20 protein-coding genes, 1 tRNA gene and 1 pseudogene are annotated in these 21,383 nt (G+C 69.4%); 12 read left to right on the forward strand and 10 right to left on the reverse strand.

Annotated elements, in window-relative coordinates:
- The first annotated feature begins 140 nt into the window (after window positions 1–140).
- The 3 genes and pseudogenes from gcvH (at window position 141) to gcvPB (ending at window position 3,397) form a co-directional block, all read left to right on the forward strand.
- Entirely contained in the window at window positions 141–524 is a 384-nt protein-coding gene (gene gcvH / locus DOS48_RS21810) for a glycine cleavage system protein GcvH (protein ID WP_127117740.1), read from the forward strand.
- A 117-nt stretch (window positions 525–641) separates the two neighbouring features.
- A complete protein-coding gene (gcvPA, locus tag DOS48_RS21815) occupies window positions 642–1,970 on the forward strand; it encodes an aminomethyl-transferring glycine dehydrogenase subunit GcvPA (protein ID WP_127117741.1) in 1,329 nt (442 codons plus the stop codon).
- Window positions 1,971–3,397: pseudogene (gene gcvPB, locus DOS48_RS21820) on the forward strand (aminomethyl-transferring glycine dehydrogenase subunit GcvPB).
- Window positions 3,398–3,403: 6 nt separating this feature from the next.
- Here gcvPB and DOS48_RS21825 read toward each other — a convergent pair.
- Window positions 3,404–4,159 carry a helix-turn-helix domain-containing protein gene (locus DOS48_RS21825; protein WP_127117742.1) on the reverse strand — a complete coding sequence of 252 codons (756 nt, stop codon included), beginning with the start codon at window positions 4,157–4,159 and terminating at the stop codon, window positions 3,404–3,406.
- A 122-nt stretch (window positions 4,160–4,281) separates the two neighbouring features.
- Between DOS48_RS21825 and gnd the strand changes: the two genes are divergently transcribed.
- The 4 genes from gnd (at window position 4,282) to DOS48_RS21845 (ending at window position 8,893) form a co-directional block, all read left to right on the forward strand.
- Window positions 4,282–5,187 (forward strand): phosphogluconate dehydrogenase (NAD(+)-dependent, decarboxylating), encoded by a 906-nt coding sequence (gene gnd, locus DOS48_RS21830; RefSeq protein ID WP_127117743.1) that lies wholly within the window; start codon window positions 4,282–4,284, stop codon window positions 5,185–5,187.
- A gap of 128 nt (window positions 5,188–5,315) precedes the next feature.
- Window positions 5,316–5,660: a DUF5802 family protein gene (locus tag DOS48_RS21835; RefSeq protein WP_127117744.1), complete on the forward strand. Its 345-nt coding sequence runs from the start codon at window positions 5,316–5,318 to the stop codon at window positions 5,658–5,660.
- 70 nt (window positions 5,661–5,730) lie between these two features.
- Window positions 5,731–6,636, forward strand: coding sequence for a Vms1/Ankzf1 family peptidyl-tRNA hydrolase (locus DOS48_RS21840; RefSeq protein ID WP_127117745.1), 906 nt, complete (start codon window positions 5,731–5,733; stop codon window positions 6,634–6,636).
- A 103-nt stretch (window positions 6,637–6,739) separates the two neighbouring features.
- Window positions 6,740–8,893: a hypothetical protein gene (locus DOS48_RS21845; protein ID WP_127117746.1), complete on the forward strand. Its 2,154-nt coding sequence runs from the start codon at window positions 6,740–6,742 to the stop codon at window positions 8,891–8,893.
- Window positions 8,894–8,944: 51 nt separating this feature from the next.
- Here the strand turns inward: DOS48_RS21845 and DOS48_RS21850 are convergent, their stop codons facing one another.
- The 3 genes from DOS48_RS21850 to DOS48_RS21860 form a co-directional block, all read right to left on the reverse strand.
- Window positions 8,945–9,388 (reverse strand): rhodanese-like domain-containing protein, encoded by a 444-nt coding sequence (locus DOS48_RS21850; RefSeq protein WP_127117747.1) that lies wholly within the window; start codon window positions 9,386–9,388, stop codon window positions 8,945–8,947.
- Complete coding sequence (locus tag DOS48_RS21855; protein WP_127117748.1) at window positions 9,388–9,711, reverse strand: cupin domain-containing protein; 324 nt, start codon at window positions 9,709–9,711, stop codon at window positions 9,388–9,390. The genes DOS48_RS21850 and DOS48_RS21855 overlap by 1 nt, the downstream gene beginning before the upstream one ends.
- 77 nt (window positions 9,712–9,788) lie before the next feature.
- The gene (locus tag DOS48_RS21860; protein WP_127117749.1) at window positions 9,789–10,775 is read right to left on the reverse strand and encodes an alpha/beta fold hydrolase; all 987 of its coding nucleotides are present in this window, start codon (window positions 10,773–10,775) and stop codon (window positions 9,789–9,791) included.
- A 266-nt stretch (window positions 10,776–11,041) separates the two neighbouring features.
- On the opposite strand from DOS48_RS21860, the gene DOS48_RS21865 reads away from it, so the two are divergent.
- A complete protein-coding gene (locus DOS48_RS21865) occupies window positions 11,042–12,577 on the forward strand; it encodes a sulfatase-like hydrolase/transferase (protein WP_127117750.1) in 1,536 nt (511 codons plus the stop codon).
- Complete coding sequence (locus tag DOS48_RS21870; protein WP_127117751.1) at window positions 12,577–12,999, forward strand: GtrA family protein; 423 nt, start codon at window positions 12,577–12,579, stop codon at window positions 12,997–12,999. The genes DOS48_RS21865 and DOS48_RS21870 overlap by 1 nt, the downstream gene beginning before the upstream one ends.
- Window positions 13,000–13,027: 28 nt before the next feature.
- Here the strand turns inward: DOS48_RS21870 and DOS48_RS21875 are convergent, their stop codons facing one another.
- From DOS48_RS21875 to DOS48_RS21885, 3 genes are all read right to left on the reverse strand, one after another.
- On the reverse strand, window positions 13,028–13,729 hold the full coding sequence (locus DOS48_RS21875; protein WP_127117752.1) for a TVP38/TMEM64 family protein: 702 nt from the start codon (window positions 13,727–13,729) through the stop codon (window positions 13,028–13,030).
- Window positions 13,730–13,850: 121 nt separating this feature from the next.
- Window positions 13,851–15,053 (reverse strand): MFS transporter, encoded by a 1,203-nt coding sequence (locus DOS48_RS21880; RefSeq protein ID WP_127118873.1) that lies wholly within the window; start codon window positions 15,051–15,053, stop codon window positions 13,851–13,853.
- Between the two features lie 372 nt (window positions 15,054–15,425).
- A tRNA-Pro gene (locus DOS48_RS21885) sits at window positions 15,426–15,498 on the reverse strand.
- Window positions 15,499–15,807: 309 nt separating this feature from the next.
- Here DOS48_RS21885 and DOS48_RS21890 point away from each other — a divergent pair.
- On the forward strand, window positions 15,808–15,984 hold the full coding sequence (locus DOS48_RS21890; protein WP_168654253.1) for a hypothetical protein: 177 nt from the start codon (window positions 15,808–15,810) through the stop codon (window positions 15,982–15,984).
- A gap of 95 nt (window positions 15,985–16,079) precedes the next feature.
- Here the strand turns inward: DOS48_RS21890 and trmY are convergent, their stop codons facing one another.
- Both trmY and pyrF read right to left on the reverse strand, forming a co-directional pair.
- Window positions 16,080–16,691, reverse strand: coding sequence for a tRNA (pseudouridine(54)-N(1))-methyltransferase TrmY (gene trmY / locus DOS48_RS21895; RefSeq protein ID WP_127117753.1), 612 nt, complete (start codon window positions 16,689–16,691; stop codon window positions 16,080–16,082).
- Window positions 16,692–16,897: 206 nt separating this feature from the next.
- Entirely contained in the window at window positions 16,898–17,728 is an 831-nt protein-coding gene (gene pyrF, locus DOS48_RS21900; protein ID WP_127117754.1) for an orotidine-5'-phosphate decarboxylase, read from the reverse strand.
- Between the two features lie 161 nt (window positions 17,729–17,889).
- On the opposite strand from pyrF, the gene DOS48_RS29550 reads away from it, so the two are divergent.
- Both DOS48_RS29550 and ppk1 read left to right on the forward strand, forming a co-directional pair.
- A complete protein-coding gene (locus DOS48_RS29550; protein WP_256370848.1) occupies window positions 17,890–18,015 on the forward strand; it encodes a hypothetical protein in 126 nt (41 codons plus the stop codon).
- Window positions 18,012–20,477 carry a polyphosphate kinase 1 gene (ppk1, locus tag DOS48_RS21905; RefSeq protein ID WP_127117755.1) on the forward strand — a complete coding sequence of 822 codons (2,466 nt, stop codon included), beginning with the start codon at window positions 18,012–18,014 and terminating at the stop codon, window positions 20,475–20,477. Before DOS48_RS29550 ends, ppk1 begins: the two co-directional genes overlap by 4 nt.
- Window positions 20,478–20,492: 15 nt before the next feature.
- On the opposite strand, the gene DOS48_RS21910 is transcribed toward ppk1, so the two are convergent.
- The gene (locus tag DOS48_RS21910; RefSeq protein ID WP_127117756.1) at window positions 20,493–21,179 is read right to left on the reverse strand and encodes a metallophosphoesterase family protein; all 687 of its coding nucleotides are present in this window, start codon (window positions 21,177–21,179) and stop codon (window positions 20,493–20,495) included.
- Window positions 21,180–21,383 lie beyond the last annotated feature (204 nt).

A 21,383-nucleotide genomic window follows, 5' to 3' on the forward strand; every position in this document is an offset into this window, starting at 1 on the left:
CGAACACACCATTTATTTCCTCGTCGTCAGAAGGGGCGCGTACATGCGTCGCGGACCGCGCTTCGAGTTGCGAGCCCGACCGCTTTCTCACCGACGCGCCTGCGCGCCGGGCTCCGAGCGATCCGCGACGACCTCGACCAATGAGCTTCGAAGTTCCCGACGACAGACGGTATCTGGAATCGCACGAGTGGGCGACGACCGACGGCGACACCGCGCAGGTCGGCGTCTCCGACTTCGCGCAGGACGAACTCGGCGACGTGGTGTTCGTCGAACTGCCCGACGTCGGTGACACGATCACCGCCGGCGAGGCGTTCGGCGTCGTCGAGTCGATCAAGGCGGTCTCGGACCTGTACGCGCCGGTGTCCGGCGAGGTCGTCGCCGTCAACGAGACGCTGTTCGACCGCCCGGAACTCGTCAACGAGGACCCGTACGGCGACGGGTGGCTGCTCGAAGTCGCCCCCGACGCGGACGGCGACGCCGAGGGGCTGCTCGACGCCGCCGAGTACGACGACCAGATCGCGTGACGAACCGGCTCTCAGCGCAGGCGCCGCCAGCCGACACACCAGCATGACCACGCCACCTCTCCGCAGACGACCGGCGACCGGACGACAGACCGACCGCAGCGCGAGCGAGACGCACCGATGAGCGGGGCCGACGGCACGCCGTACGCGCCCCACACCGACGCCGAGACCGCGGCGATGCTCGCCGAAATCGGCGTCGACGACGAGGAGGCGCTGTTCGACATCCCCGACGCCGTCGCGTTCGACGGCGAGTTCGGCATCGAGCCGCGCTCGGAGCGGGAGATCCGCGAGGAGTGTTCGCGGATCTTCGCGCGCAACGACGACCTCGTCGAGTTCCTCGGGCGAGGCCACTACGGCCACTACGTGCCGAGCGTCGTGGACCACCTCGCCGACCGCGCGGAGTTTCTCACGAGCTACACGCAGTACCAGCCGGAGGTGTCACAGGGGTTCCTGCAGGCGCTCTTCGAGTACCAGTCGATGCTCGTGGAGCTGACCGGGCTGCCCGTCGCGAACTGCTCGATGTACGACGCCGCGACCGCGCTTGGCGAGGCGGCGACGCTCGCCGACCGCGTGCGCTCGACCACGGGCGACACCGTTCTCGTCCCCGAACAGCTTCGCGAGGGGAAACGCGCCGTGCTCGAAAACTACTGTGCGGGCGCCGGCCTCACGATAGAGCCGTACCCGATGGCCGACGGGAACGCCGACGTCGACGCCCTCGCCGACCGCGCCGGCGACGACGTGGTCATGGTGTACGCCGAGAACCCGACCGTTCGCGGCTGTATCGAGGAGCGACTCGCGGCGATCGGCGAGGTCGCGGCCGACGCCGACGCGCTGTTTACGCTCGGCTCGGACCCGGTCTCGCTGGCCGTCCTTCAGGAGCCCGCGAGCGTCGGCGCCGACGTGGTCGTCGGCGAGGCGGGCGCGCTCGGCCTCCCCACCGCCTACGGGATGGGGCTCGGCCTCTTCGCCTGCAGCGACGCGTTCCTCCGGCAGGTCCCCGGTCGGCTCGTCGGGGCCGCAACGGACGCCGCGGGCGACCGGGCGTTCACGCTGACGCTCCAGACGCGCGAACAGCACATCCGGAAAGAGCGGGCGACCTCCAACATCTGCACGAACCAGGCGTGGGTCGCGCTCCGCGCCGCGATTCACGCGGCGACGCTCGGTCCGGACGGTCTCGTCGACCTCGCGAACGACTGCGTGACCGAGGCCGCGGCGCTCGCCGACCGGATCGACGCGATCGACGGCGCGGTCGCCCCGGTTCACGACCGCCACCACGTCCGGGAGTTCGTCGTCCACGTCGACCAGCCCGCGGCGGCCATCGCGAGCGATCTTGAGACCGAAGGGTTCGCGGTCCACACCGTCGACGAACACCTGCTACAGGTGTGCGTGACCGACCTGAACGCGGGACAGACCGACGCGTTCGTCGCCGCCTTCGAGGAGGTGATCTGAGTGATCCACGATCAGGCCGATTACGCCCGCGAGGACGGGGTTCACGAGCCGCTGCTCTCGGAGAAGGGCGAGACGACCGTCGACGTGCGGGAGTCGTCGCCGCTCCCGGACGACCTGACGCGCGAGTCGCTCACTCTGCCGGCGCCCGCCGAGCCGGCGATCGCCCGCCACTACACGCGGCTCTCGCAGATGAACTGGGCGATCGACTCGGGGCCGTACCCGCTCGGGAGCTGCACGATGAAGTACAACCCGAAGTTCACCGAGGACGTGGCCGCCGACCCGAACGCGGCGATCCACCCGGACCGCTCGACGCGGTCGGAACAGGGGAACCTCGAACTCCAGTACCGGCTCCAGGAGTACCTCGGGCGGATCGGCGGGATGGACGCGGTCACCCTCCAGCCGCCCGCCGGCGCGGCCGGCGAGTTCACCGGTATCGCGGTCGCGAAGGCGTACCACGACCACAACGGTAACGACCGGTCCGAGGTCGTGATCCCCGCCTCCGCCCACGGAACGAACTTCGCGACCGCGGCGCTCGCGGGCTACGACGTGGTCGAACTCCCCTCCGGCGACGACGGGCGCGTCGACGTCGAGGCGCTGGAGGCGGCCGTCGGCGACGACACGGCGGCGCTCATGCTCACCAATCCGAACACGGTGGGGCTCTTCGAGCGCGACATCGCCGACATCGCCGACATCGTCCACGACGCCGGCGGCCTGCTCTACTATGACGGCGCGAACCTCAACGCCCTGCTGGGCCGCGGTCGCCCCGGCGACATGGGGTTCGACGTGATGCACTACAACGTCCACAAGACGTTCGCGACCCCGCACGGCGGCGGGGGCCGGGCGCCGGGCCGGTCGGCGTCGTCGACGAGTTGGCCGAGTTCCTCCCGGCGCCGCGGGTCCGGGAGGCGACCGAGGGCAGCGGCTACGAGCGCTTCGAACCCGAACACACCATCGGGAAGGTACACGGCTTCACCGGCAACTGGCTCGTCCTCGTGAAGACGTACGCCTACGTCGCCCGACTCGGGGACGCGGGACTCGCGGACGCGGCCGCGAAGGCGGTGCTCAACGCGAACTACCTCGTGGAACGGATCGATCTCGACGTGCCCTACGGCCCCTTCCACCACGAGTTCGCGGCGACAGCGGGCGACCGCGACGCCGCCGACGTGGCGAAGCGCATGCTCGATTTCGGCGTCCACCCGCCGACGACGAAGTGGCCGGAGATGGTTCCCGAGGCAATGTTGACGGAGCCGACCGAAATCGAGGGGCAGTCGTCGCTCGACGACCTCGCCGAGGCGTTCAACCTCGCGTACGCCGACACCGACGAGGCGCTCGACGCCGCGCCGAACCGCACGGCGTCGAGCCGGATCGACCAGGTCGACGCCGCGCGGAACCCGCGGCTCTCGTGGCAGGCGCTCGACGAGTCGTAGCGGCGCTCAGGGCTCGGTGACGGCGGCCTCGGCCGACTCGGGTCGGTCGGGGCCAGCGTCGCGCTCGTCGTCGCCGACGTTCGCGGTGGCGTCGCTCGGCTCGGCGGCCGGGTCGCGAGGGGCGCCGCAGCCGTCGTCGTGGTCGCCCGCGACGAACCGGCGCATCACTCGCCCTTCGGCGCGGTGGAGGGTCTCGCTACAGGTGGATTTCGCGATGTCGTGAGCGGCTGCGAGCTCCGTGAGCGTACACGCTCGCGGCGTGTCGTAGTAGCCGGCCGCGACGGCGTCGACGACGAGTTCGCACTGTGCGTCGGTGAGGACCGGCGCGTCGCCGGTAGTGCTCCCCTCGATCGCAACCTCCAGGCCCGCGTCCGTGAGTCGCCGCCCGAACGCGGTGAGCCGCGACCGGTCGCCGGCGACAGCGAGGGTCGCCCGCCCGTCCGTCACCGCAGCCGACTCTCCGATGGGGAGCCCGACCGCCCGCGCGGCCGCGACGTGCTGGAGCGGAGCGGACGCGACGACTCGCACCCGCGTCACGGGACCCGTTCGGTCGACGAGGTCCACCCGGTCGACGCGGTCGTGCTCGCGCAGCGTCTCCACCGCCGCTTCGCGGTCGGCACCGGCGACGGAGAGCGCGGTCACCTCGCCGTCTGCGGCCGGCGTGGTCGCGGTCGCTCGAAGCGTCGCGCCGGAGTGCGTTCGCGATACGTCGCCGAGCCACGAGCCGGGAGGAAAATCGAACCGCAGCGATAATCTGGCCATGCACGACGGAAGGCCCTGCCCGTCCCTCCCGCTGCCCCTTCATTCCTTTCGGGTTTAAGTAGGGGTCGTCCCCAGACCACCGAACCGGAACCACTACGGCGGCCGGTCGCCACCCCTCGCGCATGGAACTCGGCGTCATCGGACTCGGGCGGATGGGGCAGATCGTGGTGAATCGGTCGCTCGACGCGGGCCACGACGTGGTCGCGTTCGACCTCTCGGCGGAGGCGACGGCGACCGCGGCGGAGGCGGGCGCGACGCCCGCTGACTCGGTCGCAGACCTCTGTGACCGGCTGGGCTCCGAGAAGCGCATCTGGCTCATGGTCCCCGCGGGCGACGCGGTCGACGCCACGCTCACGGACCTGGAACCGCACCTCGACGGCGACGACGTGGTCGTCGACGGCGGGAACTCGCAGTTTCAGGCGTCGGTGCGGCGCGCCGAGGAGACCGACGCCGCGTACCTCGACTGTGGCACGTCCGGCGGCCCCGCCAGCGCCGAGGCGGGCTTCTCGCTGATGGTGGGCGGCCCCGAGTGGGCCTACGAGGCGCTCGTGCCGGTGTTCGACGCGGTCGCGACCGGTCCCGACGGCCACGACCGGATGGGCGAGTCGGGGTCGGGCCACTACGTGAAGATGGTCCACAACGGCGTCGAGTACGCGCTGATGCAGGCGTACGGCGAGGGGTTCGAACTGCTCTCCGAGGGGCGGTACGACCTCGACATGGAGTCGGTCGCGCGGACGTGGAACAACGGCGCCGTGATCCGGTCGTGGCTCCTCGAACTCTGCGAGGAGGCGTTCCGCGAGGAGGGGTCGGATCTCGGCGACGTGGCCGACCACGTCGCCGGCGGATCGACCGGGACGTGGACGGTCGAGGAGGCGCTCGAACAGGAGGTCCCGGTGCCGATCATTTATCAGGCGCTCGCGGAGCGGTTCGACTCGCGGAACGAGGGGCGGTTCTCGCGGCGGCTCGCGAACCGACTGCGCTACGGGTTCGGTCGCCACGAGGTCGCCAGGCGGTCGGACGACGCGTAAGCCGCCGCCGAGCGACGGCCAAACGCACTCGCGGAAGGCGACAACGGCGGCAGCGTCGCTAATTCTCGGGATTCGTCACACGCGAGAAACGCTTATATATTACTGTGACAGACAGTAACATGCACAGTATGTTTGAGCGATTCTCGAGCGGATACTACCTGGGGGAACTGTACGTCGAGCCCCACGACGGCGACCGTGCCGTTATCCAGCGGGCCGACCACGAACACGTCAACGAGCAGCTCTATGCGGTCGGCCGCGGCGTCGAACGGCTCGACGCGCCCCTCGTGATGAAAGTCGACGGCAGCCACATCCCGGTCGCCGGCGACGACGAGGTCCCCAGCGGGACGCTCGCCATCCCCCGGTCGCTCGCGGACGACGCCCTCCCGGACCGGCGGAACGTGTTGCTGGCAGACGCGGACCGCGCCGAGACCCTGCTGCGGTGGGAGGGGTGGGAGCCGCACGTGAACGCCTGACCGACGACCGACGCACCGACCGGCCGTCGCACGGACGCACCTTTTAGGCCGCGGCCGTCACCCTTCGGGTATGATCGACAGGCTGCTCGGGCGCGCCGAGTTAAAAGAGCGGATCGAGGAACTCGAAGAGGCGAACCACCACCTCGAACGCCGCGCCGAGGCCGAAGAGGAGCGGCGCTCGGAGGCGGTCGCCGACCGCCAGCGCGCCGAGGAGCGCGTCAACCGCCTCGAACACCGAATCGAGTCGCTGGAAGCCCGCCTCGAACGCGTCGACGGCGACGACGAGTCGTTCGAGTTCCGCCGCGTGAGCGACGCCCGCGGCCCTCGGCTGGCCGACGCGCTCGGGCGGTTTCGGGCGGTCGAGAGCGCCGACCCCGAGGGGCTCCTCACCGCTTTCGTCCCCGACGCCGACGCGGTGCCCGAGCGCGTCGCGTCGTGGTTCGGCGACCGGACGGAACTCGTCAGGCGCGCCGCGCCCGCGGTCGTCATCGCCGACGACACGGGAGCGGTGAGCGCGGCGCTGACGCCCCCGATGCCCCCCGAGCCCTTTGACCGGTGGAGCGACCGCTTCCGACTCGAAGAGTCGTGGTTCCGTCCGACCGGGCGAGTCGCCTTCGCGCTCGTGCGCTCGGACACCTTCGCGCTCGGCGTCTACGAGGGCGACGAGCGGGTCGCCTTCGAGGGGTTCACCTCCGAGGTCAAGGAGGCCCACTCGAAAGGCGGGTTCTCGCAGGGGCGGTTCGAGCGCCGGCGCGAGGGACAGATCGACGACCATCTTAAAAAGGTGACCGCGGCGCTCACCGACCCCGGCGACGAACCGGTCGACCAGACGATAGTCGTCGGCGAGCGCAGCGTCCTCGGCGACGTGCGGGCCCACGCCGACGTCACCGACGTCTCCGACGCGACGGGGAAGCCGCGAGCCGCCCTCGACGACGCGTTCCGCGACTTCTGGACGACGCGGATTCGCGCGCTCTGAGTCGTTCGCGCGCCGTGGCGAGCCTCGTCGACGCACCGATCCCCTCAGTCCTGTCATCGAACTCACAAAGAGGGCTTAATCCGCGCCGGGCGCTACGGGGCGCATGACACGGGCGGAATCGGTCGCCGACGGTCGGGCCGTCGTCGCCTTCCTCGTCGTTGCGGCGGTCATCGGGCTGACGGTCGCCGCGGCCGCGCCGCTTGCGGTCGGCGCGAGTTCCGCCGACGCCGAGACGCACTCGTCCGTCGAGTCGTTCGCGGCGACCGCCGACGGCGACTCGGTCGCCCAGACCGCCGACGACGACGCCGACGTGATCCGACTGCGAACCGAACTGTCACAGACGGGCACCCCCGGAACCGTCGCCGTCACGACGCGGGCGGAGCTCCCCGACCGCGTCACGGAGCTCGAAGTGACGCTGCTCAGCGCGAGCCCCGACGCCGAGGTCGAAGCGACCGGGTTCGACCCCGTCGACGGCGCCGATCCGGGCGAGTCGGTGTGGGCGTGGGACGGCGAGACCGCCGATCCGTCGCTCAGGTACGTCCTCGACGCGAACCAGACCGTCGAGCAGCCCGGCCCGTTCGCCGGCGAGGGCGCCTACCGCTTCGTCGCCACCGGCGAGTGGGCGCTCGTCCAGACGCCCCGTCTCGGCGCCGGGTGGACGTACACCGGGCAGCGCGAGGGCCAGGTCCGGTTGGAGCGCGAGCGGGTCGTCGACGGACCGGGGGTCGCCTCGCAGTCGATGGCGTTCCTCGGCGAACACGAGGCGTACACCCGCGAGGCCGCCGGACAGCGGTACCGCCTGATCGTCCCCGCGGCCGCGACTCTGGTCGCCGCTCCCGACGAGGTGTTCGACGTCTTCGCCGACGCGTCCGTCGCGCTGCCGGTGGGCGCCCGCGACGAGACGGTCGTCGCGTTCGCCGCCCCCACCGGTGAGGTGTCGTGGGGCGTCCGCGGCCTCCAGACCGGGGAGATGGACCTGTGGGTCCGCGACGTGGAGCCGGCGGGCACGGCGACGGACGTGTGGACGCACGAGTACGTCCACACCCGGCAGGCGTACCGCGCCGCGCCGAGCGGTCGCTGGATCACCGAGGCGAGCGCGACGCACTACGCCGCGCTGTTCGCGCTTTCCCGCGGCGCCGCGGACTTCCCGTCGTTCGAGCGCACGCTGGCCAGGGGCGAGCGCGAGCCGGACGCCTCGGCGGTGCTCGCCGATCCGACCACCTGGCGGGGGAACCCCGACTACACGAAGGGGGCGCTCGTCGCCGGCGAAATCGACAGGCGACTCCGGACCGCCACCGACGGGGCCGCGTCGCTGGCGACGGTCGTCCGCGAGTTGAACGAGGCCGACGAGCCGATCACCAACGAGGACATACTCAATGCGATCGAGGCGGCCGCGGCCGAGGGCACGGACGACGCGACCGCGGCCGCGATCCGCGCCGAAGCCGAGCGCCTGACGGCGACCCGAGAGTCTCCCGAGATGTGGGACCGAGAGGCACACGCGGCGGCGTTCGGCGAGACGCCCGCGCAGGTCGGGTACGCCCTCACAGACGACGGGGTCAGAGCGACCGGCGAGTATCGGAACCGGACGGTGTCGCGCGCGCCCGTCGAACTCGTCGTCGGAGAGTCGCTCGCGACGGCGGTCGCCGTGTCCAACACGGGCGGCGCGCCGGGGAGTTACGACCTCTCGCTCGCGGTCGACGGCGAGACGGTCGCGAGTCGTTCGGGGACGCTCGCCGCCGGCGACGAGCGGGTCGAACGGTTCGAGCACACCTTCGACGCGGTCGGCGACTACGAGGTCCGGGTCGGCGGCGAGGTGGTGGCCGTGTCCGTGACCGAACCCGCGGAGCCGCTCGTCCGCGGTGTGTCGGTGAACCGCGAGCGCGTCGACGCGGGCGGGCGCGTCGTCGCGACGGCGACCGTCGAGAACGACGCGGGGGTCCCCGCCGCCGGCGACGTCGACTTCCGCGTCGACGGCGAGACGGTCGCGACCGACGCGATACGGCTGGACGCCGGGGAGACGACGACGATCGCTCGGTCCGTGCGCGTCGGTGCCGACGGCGGACCGATCGGTGGCGGGTCGGAGAACGCGACGATACGCGTCGTCAGCCCCGTCGACGAGGCGTCGTCGACGGTGACCGTGACGTACGAGGCGCCGATCTCGTCCGACGGCGCGCCCGGATTCGGCGTGATCGCGGCGCTCGTCGCGGTGTTCACCGTCGCGGGCGCGCTCGGACGCGAGCGGAGACGAGAGCGCTGACGGTGACTGATTTAAAAGGCGTACGGCGTCAGCGCGCGCGACGCTGCGTATTTAAAAGGGAGCGTCGGGGCCTTCGTCGGCGTCGCCGGCGGTCGCGTCCGCGCTCTCGGCGTCGTCCGTCGGAACCAACTCGCCCGCGTCGCGCTGCCACGCCTCGATACCGCCGCGGAGGCTCTCGACGCGCGCCGCTTGGGTTCCCGCGTAGCTGCCGATGAGCTGAGCCGCCTGCTGGCTGGCGACGCCGTGCGGACAGACGGTGACGATCCGGTCTGCGCCCTCCAACTCCGCGATCCGCGTGGTCAACTCCGGGAAGGGGATACACTCGCTTTCCGGGAGGTGACCGCGGTCGAAGGCGCGCTGATCGCGGATGTCGACGATTCGGAGGCCGTCTGTCGCCTCGCCGGCATCGGTGCCGCCGTCGGTGCCGTCGCCAGCGTCGGCGTCCGCCTCGTCGAGGAGGCTCGCCAGCTCCTCGGGGTCGATTTCGCCGTCCATCAGGGGAGCGGACAGAGGCTCGCCGTGATGACGGCGCGTTCGTCGGTGTCGTTGCGGGCGCCGTGGACGGTGCCGCGTTCGTTCAACACGACCGCGGGGGCCGCGAGCGACTCCTCGTCGTCGCCGCGCACGACCGTCGGCTCCCCTTCGAGGACGTGAAACACGTTGGTCGCGTCGCCGTGTTCGTGCGGGTCGACGGCGGCGTCCGGGCCGAGGACGAACGCCTTGACGAGCACGTCGTCGGTGACGACGAGTTCGGCCGTCTCGACGACTCCCGGATCGGGGTCGAGGTCGTCGACGGCGGGGTAGGTGTCGAGCGTCATATCGGTGAGTCGCGGCCGTCGGTATAAAAGGTGTGTGGCGGCGGATCCGCGCGAGCAGCGCGCGACGGGCGGTCCGGCTAGTCTCGCATCCCCGGCGGGAGGGGGTCGGCGTGGTCGGCGATGGCCTCGGCGACGCGGTGCGGCTCCTCGTGGACCACCCAGTGCGTCGCCGTATCGAGCGTCATCAGCCGGCCGTCGGTACAGCGGTCGACGCTCTCGCCCGCGAGCCGCGTCGAGAGGAACGGGTCCTCGGCGCCCCAGATCACGAGCGTCGGGACCTCGACGGTATCGGTCGGCGGCGTCGGCCGGTCGCGGACGATGGCCCGGTACCAGTTCACCATCGCCTCGAAGGCCCCGTCGCGGTTCCACGCGCGCCGGTAGCGCCTGATGTCGTCGTCACCGAACGTCCCCGGATCGCTCGTGTCTCTGAGCCCGCGCACGGCGAGCCGCCAGTTCCCGGCGCTGGCGACGGCCTCGGGGAGCTTCGGAAGCTGGAACGCGAGGAAGTACCAGCTCTTGAGCCGCTGGTCCCACGAGGTCCGGAGCGCGCGCTCGAAGACGGACGGGTGCGGGACGTTGACCGCGACGAACTCCGAGACGCGCTCGGGGTGGGTGAGCGCGAGCCACCACCCGACCGCGGCGCCCCAGTCGTGGCCGGCCACGGCGGCGGTCTCGCGGTCGTAGGCGTCGATCAACCCGACCACGTCGCGCGCGAGCACGTCGATGCGGTAGTCGCGGACGGCCGGCGGCTTCGCCGAGAGGTTGTAGCCGCGCTGGTCGGGGACGACGACGCGGTACCCCGCGTTCGCGAGCGGCGCGATCACCTCGTGCCACCCGTACCAGAACTCGGGGAAGCCGTGGAGCAAGACGAGCAGTTTCCCGTCTTCGGGGCCGGCCTCGACGACGTGAAGCCGCACGTCGCCGACGTCGATCGCGCGCGACTCGCCCGGCACCCCCTCGGGGATCTCGTCGGGCGGCACCGGCTCGTCGAGCGCTTCGAGCCCGGCTCGTCGGTCCGCGGCGGACGCGCCGTCGGGATTCGCTTCGGTGGACGGATCGCTCATGGGTGACAGTGGGTTCTCGAAAGTCAAATAGGTACGTTCCCCCCGCATCGCCGCCCGGATCCCCGGTCGTCCCCGCAACCGGAATCCTCAAGACGCTGGCAGACCGCGGTCAGATAACTAGCGACTCCGACGTTCGGCCCGGCGAGCAGGGAGGCTCGTCTCGGCCGTTCGGCCCGGCCGACGCCCGCGTCCCGGTTATCGACGGCGCGACGCGTCCAGTCGGGCCACCCTCCGGCGACTGGGCTCAGGACTCGCTCACGCACAACATGGAACCGGACACGTCGACCTCGGACACAGCGGCATCGGCCTCGAAGCCGTCGGGCTCAACAGACACCGCGTCGACCGCGGCACCGTCGGCCGACGGCGCCGTCTCGAACGTCCTTCTCGTCACGATCGACTCGCTCCGTGCGGACTCGATCGCGCCCTACGACGACAGCCGTCGCTCGCCGGTCCTCTCGTCGCTCGCCGCGGACGGCACCGTCTTCGACCGGGCGTTCGCGAACGGCAACTGGACGCCCTTCTCGTTCCCGTCGATCCTCGCCTCCGAGCCCGTTTTCGCCAGAAACGCCGATATCGGCGTGAAGGGCTCGCAGACCCTGGCGTCGGTGCTGTCCGAGGCCGGCTTCGCCACCGGCGGCTTCAACGCCGCAAACGGCTTTCTCACCTCTCACTGGGGGTATCCAGAAGGGTTCGACGAGTTCGAACCGTTCGTCACGAGCGTGGGGTCGAGCCGGTACAGCCGGTACCTCGCGGCGCACCCGACGGTCGAGGCGTGGATCCAACTCGCCACGTCGCCGTTCCGCCGGCTCGGGTCGAAGATCCGGGGCGACAGCGACGACCGGCCGTTCCTCGACGCCTCGCGGATGTTCGACGTCGAGGACGCGGCGACCGACTTCGTCGACGACACCGACGAGCCGTTCTTCCTGTGGGTCCACTACATGGACACGCACACCCCGTACGTCCCCGCGCCCCGGTACATTCGCGAGGTCTCCGACGGCCTTCTCGGCACCCACCGGATGCTCCACGCGCACACGCGGACGAGCCTCGGGTGGGAGGTCGGCGAACGGACGCTACGGGAGCTTCGGACCCTGTATCAGGCGACCGTGCGACAGGTGGACGCGAGCGTCGGCCGCCTGCTCGATCAGCTCGAAGCGGCCGGCATCGCCGACGAGACGGCCATCGTCGTCGCCGGCGATCACGGCGAGGAGTTCCAGGAACACGGCCACCTCGCACACTATCCGAAACTCTACGACGAGTTGATCCACGTGCCGCTCATCGTGAACGTCCCCGGCGAGGACGGCGGGCGGCGCGTCTCCGAACACGTCGGACTCGACGCGATTCCGCCGACCGTCGCCGACCTGCTCGGCGTCGACACCCCGTCGGAGTGGCGCGGCGAGTCGGTCGCACCGGCGGTCACCGACGACGAGTCGCCGGACCAGGAGCCGGTCGTCTCCGTCACCGTCCGTGGCGAGGAGGTGACCGAACAGCCGATCCCGCGGTCGCTGTCCGACGGCGACCTCCTCGTGAGCGTGCGCGACGAGACGTGGACCTACATCGAGAACGTCGACGCGGAGACCACCGAGCTATACCGCCGGGACACCGACCCGACCCAGCAGGAAGACCTGTCGGACGACCCTTCCGACGAGGCGCTCGCCGTCATCGAGCGGTTCGCGCCGGTCGTCGCCGACCACGTCGCCGAACTCCGCGACAAACAGACCGAAGTGGAGGCCGCCGGCGGCGGCGACGACGAGGCGGTCGACGAGGATCTTGAGGCCCGCCTCGATGCGCTCGGCTATCGGTGATGCTACGGGCCGTTCTCCGAGACCTGACGAGCGGGCCGATCGCCGTGCAGATGCGCCGGTTCGTCCTCGTCGGCGCAGTCACTGCGGGGATACAGATGGGGCTGCTCTGGCTGTTCGTCGACGCGGCCGGCCTGAACTACCTGATCGGCGCGACCATCGCCATCGAGATCACGATCATTCTCTCGTACGTGCTCAACAACGCGTGGACCTTTCAGGCGAGCCAGAACACGGGTACCATGGAGTATCTCGAAGGGTTGGTCAAGACGAATCTCGTCCGGGGAACCGCGATTCCGATCCAACTCGGCGTGTTGTACGCGCTCGTCGAGTGGGCGAGCGTCATGTACCTCGTCGCCAACGCGGTCGCCATCTTCCTCAGCGGGCTCTACCGGTTCGTCCTCGACAAGCGATGGACGTGGGGGTGACTGAGACCCCGCCGATACCTGGCTCCGCTTAAAAAGGTAGGCGCGGCTCGATGCGAGCGATGAGGTTTCTGACCGTCTCTTGTTTGTAGTAGCCGACTATCGACGCGACGACGACAAGCGCGATGAGCGCGATGGCCGTGAGGAACCGCCCGTTCGCCAGCTCGCCGCCGGCGTACACCGTGAACACGTACGCCGGCAGTCGACCGACGCTGATAACGGCGAGGAACGTCGGGAGCCGCCACTTCGTGAGACCACTTAAAAAGCAGATGGCGTCGTCCGGGAGGCCGGGGATGATCACGAACGCGAACAGCCCTGGGACGCCGACCGTGTCGACGAACTCGTCGAACCGCGAGACGACATCTTCGTGGATGACGTCTTCGACGAACGAGCGACCGTATCGCTTCGCGAGCGAGAAGGCGATGGTGCTGCCGATGAGCACGCCCGTGAGGCTGTAGACGGTCCCCCAGAACGAGCCGAACAGGTAGCCCGCGACGAGCGCGACGACCTGGCCGGGAATCGGCGCGACGACGACCTGCAGCGCTTGGATGGCCACGAACACGAGCGGCGCGAGGACGCCGAACTGGCGGAGCCACAGTCGGAGGGCCTCGGCGTCCGTGATGAAACTCGCGTACTCACGGACGAACAGGTAGAGCGCGACGAACGCGAGCGCGACGGCGACGGCTGCGAGGAGTCCTCGCCGCCGGTCGGACGCCGAGGCGAAGAGTTTCATTCGTGTAACACGGGGCCAGCGGTGGACTTGAACCTTGTCAAAAACCGGATCGGAGCGGTCGTGGCCGCGTCGCGGAAACGCAGTCGGTCGCACCGCACTCCGAGAAGACGCGCGCCGGCGATCAGTCGTCGCCGACGGCGTCCCACGCCAGCAGCCCGGCGGCGACGAGCAGACACGCGACGAGACCGCCGAACGCGACGGCGTAGTTCAGGTACGTCGCCACCACGCCGACGTACGCCGGACCGACCGCGTTGGCCGCGAGGAACAGCGCCCGCGCCGCGCCGAGGTCCGCGCCAAGGTCGTCGTCGGGGGCGTTATCGAGGATGACGCCGTCGGCGATGGGGAACTCGGTTTTGTAGCCGACCGCCATGACGGCGATGCCGCCGAGCGCGGCGACGCGGGTGTCCGCGACGACGAGGACCGACAGCGCGAGCGCCGCGACCAGCAGGCCGGCCACCGCGATGGTCTCGCGCGAGAAGCGGTCGCTCAGTCCCCCGGCAACCGGTTTCGTCAGCGCGCCGACGATGAACACGAGCGCGAAGGCCGCACTCGCCAGCTCCGCCGAGAACCCCTTCGCCTGCGCGAGGTACGTCGGCAGGAAGTTGATGAAACCGCCGACCATCAGGTAAAAGAGCCCGAACGCGAGGAGCGTCCGCCGCTGGCGACCAGTCGCCAGCAGCCGGTGTACGGTCCCGACCACGTCGAGGGACGGGCTCCCGACGCGGTAGCCGTCGCGAGTCCAGACGACGTACAACAGGAGGAACCCCGCGAGCACGGCCGCCACCGGCAGGAAGGGCGTGCGCCACGAGGTGAACCCGACTGTCACCGCGGGAAACTGCGTTCCGAGGACCGACAGGGCCGGGAGTCGCCACACCGCACCCGAAAGCACCAGCACGCCGAGGCCGGCGGCGAGCAGGCCGCCGATATCGGTCCCCGCGGCGTAGACGCCGAGCGCCCGGCCGCGACGCTCGACGAACAGGTCCGAGAGTAACGCTCGCGAGGGGATGGCAAAGAGCCCCTTTCCGAAGCCGGTGACGACCGCCGCGAGGGCGAACCCCGCGAGGCCGCCGACGAGACCGAAGAGGAGGAACCCGACCACGAGCGTGGCGAGTCCGGGGACGATGAGCGTCGCCCGCGACCAGCGGTCGGAGTACTCGCCGGAGGGGTACTGCGTCAGGGCGTACACGCCGTTGAACATCGCGAGGACGACCCCCGCGGTCGCTTCGGTGATGCCGAGATCGGCGATGATAGCCGGCAGCAGCGGCGAGAGGAGGAACCGGCCGGCCTGCAAGACGGCCCACGCGAGCGCGACGGCGAGCAGCATCCGGCCGGTGTAGCCGCCGACGAGTCGCTCGACGGGCGCGCCGCTCTCGTCCGTCTGCGCGCCCGACGACGACGCCGACTCGCCGTTCACGGCTCAGTTCGGCGACGGGGACTCCAGTGCGTTTCGGTTGCGGACGCGCTCGTCGGGCGTCGGTGTCGACACACGAGGCGGGGGTTAGGGATCCGAAAGTGGGAACGGCGTCACGGCGCTGTGCTGTCGGAGCCGAGGCTGTGTTGCGGTTTCGTCGGCTCCAAAACGGATGCGGAAGAAGTGGGCCGGCACGAATATTGAATCACGCGAGACTCGCTCGCGGTGGACGTGGTTACGGCCGTGCGAGGGCAGTCGCTCAGCAGTGTAGAAATGCGGGAGAAGTGGGCCGGCACGAATTTGAATCGTGGTTACGGCCACCCGAAGGCCGAAGGATACCAAGCTACCCCACCGGCCCGCATGCTCAGGAAGGCCGTTCGTTCTTTTAACCTTTCCGAAAGCCAGGGCCGGGAGCCTGAGCGTACCCGGACGCTATCGACACCCAGACGACTCGTATAGGGAGACGTGTCGGTGTTGGCCGATGAGTTCGTCCTGCAGCGCACCCAGTTCCTCACCGAGGCACGGTGACTGACTCGAGGGGCACACGCCGAGCGGCTCTACTGGCACATCGAATCGCGGTTGAAAAAGCGTGAAATTTCTCGCGGCGAATGCTCGTTTGTCTCGCACACTGACAAAGAATTAACTCAGTATCTGCAGAAGCGCCTGCATGGAAAGCCGAGGGAACCTGTATCTCGCATCTTTCGTGGGAGCGTCACTATCGTACATCTTCAACGTCCTCGCGTTCACTGGGACCTTCGACGCCTTCCGTTGGTTCGTGTTCGTGGTCCTGTTTCTCGGATTCACCTACGGATTCGAGCGGCTCATCGAGTGGCAGACCGGGTAACGACTTAAAAGAACGGCGTCACCGAGGCGAAACGGGCGACCTCGGACCCCACCGCCGACTCGCCCGAAACCCGTAAGCGCTCGACGCCGGTGTCGCTAGTAGTCGGCGTAGCCGCCCGTGTCGAGCCAGTTGTGGACGACGGATATCGTGTGGTCGGCGTGGAGGCGCTTCGGCCCGACCCGCACTCGGCGCTCCGCACGCTCCGCGAGCGCGTCGCGTTCGTCGGGGGTGAAGTCGTTGTGATCGGAGAGCACGAACACCGGGTCGCTCGGCGGGGCGGCGTCGACGAGCGGGTCGCCCTCCTCGTGGAGTTGGACCAGCGTCGGATCGGCAGCGCCCGCACCGTCGAGGAGTCGGTCGAGCGTCGCGGTAACCCCCATCCGGCGGAGTTCGACGCCGGGTGAGACGTCAGCCGGCATGTGCCCGATGGCGTCGTCCGCGGCGCCGAGCGCGTCCCGGATCCGGGCGGCGACGTTGCGTTCGTCCGGGTGGAGGTGCCGGAGCGTGTCCGCGTCGAACGTGACCGTGAACGCGTCGGCGACGACGAGGTGGACCCGGACCTGCTCGCGAATCCCGTGTGAGAGGAAGACCCCGGCGGAAACGCACCGACAGAGGAGGTCAAGTCGGCCCGCACCGGGAATGTCGGACAGCGAGACGGCGTCCGGGTCGGTGGGCACGTCGTGAGCGATGACGACGAACTGGCGCATACTCCGGGGTCGCCCCCGACACTCATAAGCGACCCGACCCGAGAGGCCCCATGAGCAGCACCGGGGTCTGTCAGATCTGCGAGGCGGCGCCGGCGCGTCACGGCTGTCCACAGTGCGGCCGCGCCGTCTGCGACCGCCACTGGACCGACACTCTCGGAGTGTGTACGTCGTGTGCGAAGGGCCGCCAACAGTGATCAAACCGAAGCCTACCGGTGTTGATTCAGCCGCTTTTTAAGCCGCTTCGCTGAGTCGCCAGCAGCACCAAAGTACGTCCCCTCGTCGTCGGGGCGGCTCGACTCCTCGCCGGCGAAGATGATCCCTCGCGATGAGTTGACGACCCCCACGTCGACGGCAGCGTCCGGGCGCTCGGCGAGCCCGTGTTCGACCGCGGCCTCGGCGTCGCCGCCCTGCGCGCCCACGCCGGGGACGAGAAACGGGATCTCGGGGACGATATCGCGGACCTCGGCCAGCTCCTCGGGCGCCGTCGCCCCGACGACGAGCCCGACGTTGTCGTTGCCGTTCCAGACGTCCGCGAGCGCAGCGACGCGCTCGTAGAGGGGCTCGCCGGAGGCGAGTTCGAGGTCCTGCAGGTCGCTGCCGCCGGGGTTCGACGTGCGACAGAGGACGAATACGCCCTTGTCCGCGCGGTCGAGGAACGGCTGGAGCGAGTCGCGGCCGAGGTACGGGTTCACCGTGATCGCGTCGGCGTCGTCGAGCGCCGCCGCGTACTGCCGGGTCGTGTTGCCGATGTCGGCGCGCTTGGCGTCGAGGAGGACTGGCACGTCCTTGCCGTGCGCGTAGGCGATGGTCTCGCGGAGGGCCCGCCAGCCGTCGGGGTCCTCGTAGAAGGCGGCGTTCGGCTTGTAGCAGGCGGCGTGTTCGTGGGTCGCGTCGATGATCCGCCGGTTGAACGCCCACCGTGGCAGGTCGGCGTCGGCGACGAACTCGGGGAGTCGGCTCGGGTCGGGGTCGAGCCCGACGGAGACGACGCTGTCGGTCGACTCGATCCGGGCCGCGAGCCTCTCGAAGAAGCGCATACGCGCCACTGCGTCCGGCGGTGCGCTAAACGTTGCGCTCCGCCGCGCGGTCGGGGGCGCCGTCCGAACCGTCGGAAAATACGTACTCTCACGTATGAGTATATATCGAAATGTAGACAGAGTAACAAAGCTATTTGTGCCTACTTGGCCTTCCGATTAGCATGTTCCCTGTCGACCGCTTCCGGTGTCCGTCCCCCGACACCACGGCCCCGCTCGCTCCGAACCGGAGCGAGCGACCGACGGGCCGTCGACCGGCCGCGTCCGACCGCCGGACGGTGGTCTCGTGAGCGACCGAGACCCCGCGGCGTCGAAGTACTACCTCAACCGAGAGCTCTCCGAGCTCGCGTTCCAAGAGCGCGTGTTACGCGAGGGGTTAGACGAGCGGAACCCGCCCTTAGAGCGGCTCCGGTTCCTCGCGTTCTTCACGAAGAACACGGACGAGTTCTTCATGAAGCGGGTCGGCGGTCTCAAACAGCAGATGGACGCCGGCGTGAGCGAGACGTCGCCCGACGGGCGGACGCCGGAAGAGCAGTGGCGCGAGGTGCTCGAGGCCGCGCGACCGCTGTTCCGCGAGCAGTCGGACTACTGGGAGGAGGTCCTCAAGCCGGAGCTCGCGGAGGCGGGCGTCGGCATCCGGCGCCCCGAAGAGCTCGCGGCCGACGACCGCGCCGAACTGCGCTCGTACTTCGAGGAGTCGATCCTCCCGACGCTGACGCCGCTAGCGTTCGACCCGGCCCATCCGTTCCCGTTCATCTCGAACCTCTCGCTTTCCCTCGCCGTGCTCTCGGTGGACGACGGCGGCGAGTCGACGTTCACGCGGATCAAGATCCCGCCGAACCGGCCGCGCCTGATCGCGGTCCCCGGCGAGACGAACGACCACGTCCTCATCGAGGACCTGATCGAGGCGAACATCGATCTCCTCCTGCCCGACCTCGACATCCGCGACGTGTCGAAGTTCAAGGTGACTCGAAACGCCGAGGTGCGACGGAACGAGGAGGTCGCAGAGGACCTCATCGACATGGTCGAAGACGTCCTCGAACAGCGCCGCTTCGCGACGGTCGTGCGGCTGGAGGTCGACGCCGACATGCCGGACGAGGCGCGCTCGATCCTCCGCGATCAGCTCGACGTGGACGACCGAGAGGTGTTCCAGCGAACCGGCCCGATCGACTTCGAGGACTTCTTCCATCTCACCGAACTCGACCGCCCCGATCTGAAGCGCTCGGCGTGGACCCCCCAGCGACATCCCCGACTGGAGCAGACGGTGAGCGACGACGCGGACGTGCGGACGGACATCTTCGACGAGATCCGGAGCGGCGACCTCCTCGCGCACCACCCGTACCACTCGTTCGAGGGCACGGTACAGCAGTTCCTCGACGCGGCGGCGAACGACCCGGACGTGCTCGCCGTGAAGGCGGCCATCTATCGGACGGCCAGCGACTCGAAGGTCATCCAGAGTCTCATCGACGCCGCCGAAAACGGGAAACAGGTGGCGGTGATGGTCGAGCTCAAGGCCCGCTTCGACGAGAAGAACAACCTCGAATGGGTCCGCCAGCTCGAAGAGGAGGGGATCCACGTCGCCTACGGGACCGTCGGCCTGAAGACGCACACCAAGACCGCGCTGGTCGTCAGGCAGGACGACGACGGCGTCAGGCTGTACTCCCACGTCGGCACCGGGAACTACCACTCGGGGACGGCGAAGGGGTACTCCGATCTCGGGCTCTTGACCGCCAACCGCGACATCGGGCTCGACCTCACGAAGGTGTTCAACTTCTTCACCGGGCCGACGCTCGACGACCGGTTCCGCAAACTCCTGATCGCGCCCGTGACGATGCGCGAGCGCTTCACGGAGATGGTTCGACGCGAGGCCGACCACGCCCGTGCCGGTCGGCCCGCGCGGATGGTCGTGAAGGTGAACGGGCTCGAAGACCCGTCGATGGTCGCCGAACTCTACCGCGCCTCGATGGCGGGCGTCGAAATCGACCTCGTCGTCAGGGACATCTGCCGGCTCCGTCCCGGAATCGAGGGGCTCAGCGACAACATCACGGTCCACTCCATCGTCGGTCGGTTCCTCGAACACGCTCGGATATTCTACTTCGAGAACGCCGGGGACCCGGAGTGGTACATCGGGTCGGCCGACTGGATGACGCGGAACCTCGATTACCGGGTCGAGGCCGTCACGCCCGTCGAGGCGACCGACCTGCGCCGCCAGCTCCGCTTCATCCTCGAGGTGTCGCTGACCGACAACCGGCGACGGTGGGTGATGCAAAGCGACGGGTCGTACGAGCAGGTGTCGCCCGGCGACGAGCCGATGCGAGACACCCAGCGGATCCTCATGGACGCGACGAAGGCCGCCGTCGACCGCGGCTATGGCACGGGGATGGTGGTCGACCGAGAGATCATCCCCGAAGACCTGTTGGTCGAGTCCGCGCCCGGCGGTGGCGCCGGCACCGATTCGACAGACGCGGACGGGGGTGACGGTGACGGCGGAGGTGAGGAGAGCGACGACGGCGGAGGTGAGGAGAGCGACGACGGCGGAGGTGAGGAGAGCGACGACGGCGGAGGTGAGGAGAGCGACGACGGCGACCAAACGGACTCCGTGTTCGACGCGCACGCGGATCGCTGGTACCGACCCGACAGCGAGACGTACGACTGGGCGGTCCGAACCGCGGACGGCGACCGTCGATACTTTAAAACCCGATCGGGGGCGCGCAAACGCCTCGTCTCCGAGTACGGGGCTGTACAGAAGTGAGTCGGAGCGGCCAGGTCAGGCGGGGCTGACGACCTTCGAGTCGGATCGCTCCTGGTGAGTCTCCGTCGGGTCGATAACGACGAAGTCGTCGCGCCGGTAGTCGTACGCCGTGAGCGTCCCGCCGTAGACGCACCCGGTGTCCAGCCCGATTGCGTGGTCGCGTTCCACGGGCACGTCGTGAACCGTGTGCCCGAAGAACACGCGGTGGGGGCCGTCGTAGTCGTCGTACCAGAACGGACCGTCGTAGCCGTCACCGTGGGGCGACCGCATCGTCAACAGCTCTTCGACGGTGTGGCTCTCCAGCGAGCGCTCGGGGTCGACGCCGCCGTGGACGACGAGCGCGTCGTCGAACGAGATGGCGACGGGAAGCGACTCGAAGTACTCGCGGTCCGCCTCGCGCAGCCAGTCGGGGTCTTTGTCGCCGCGGACGACCTTCTGTTCGTTGTTGCCGCGGATCGTCAGGAGCCGCGGGTCGTCGCGGACGATGTCGACGACGCCGGGGCTGTCCGGCCCCTTTCGTACGAGGTCGCCGACGAAGACGACGAGGTCGTCGTCGGACAGGTCGAGCGTCGCGAGAAGCGTTTCGAGGGCGGACCGGCTCCCGTGGACGTCGCCGACGACGTAGATGTCGTCGTAGCGGTCGGTTTCGAGTCGCCGGTGGTGCGCTTCGACGTCGTCGCTGAACTGAGGTGTCGTGTTCATTGGGGTAGTGGTGACGCGACGTACCGCCGCCGTGTTGTCACCCGTACGAGGGCGACACTGGGTTTAAGCCGTTTCTAATAGTCGGCTATATGTCTATATAGTTTTGGACAACGGGCGATCGACCGCCACGGATGGGCGACAGTCGGTCGCCACAGACGAGGGGCGGTCGATCGCCACAGACGAGGGGCGGTCGATCGCCACAGA

The sequence above is a fragment of the Halorubrum sp. PV6 genome (genome assembly GCF_003990725.2).
Classification (GTDB): Archaea; Halobacteriota; Halobacteria; order Halobacteriales; family Haloferacaceae; genus Halorubrum.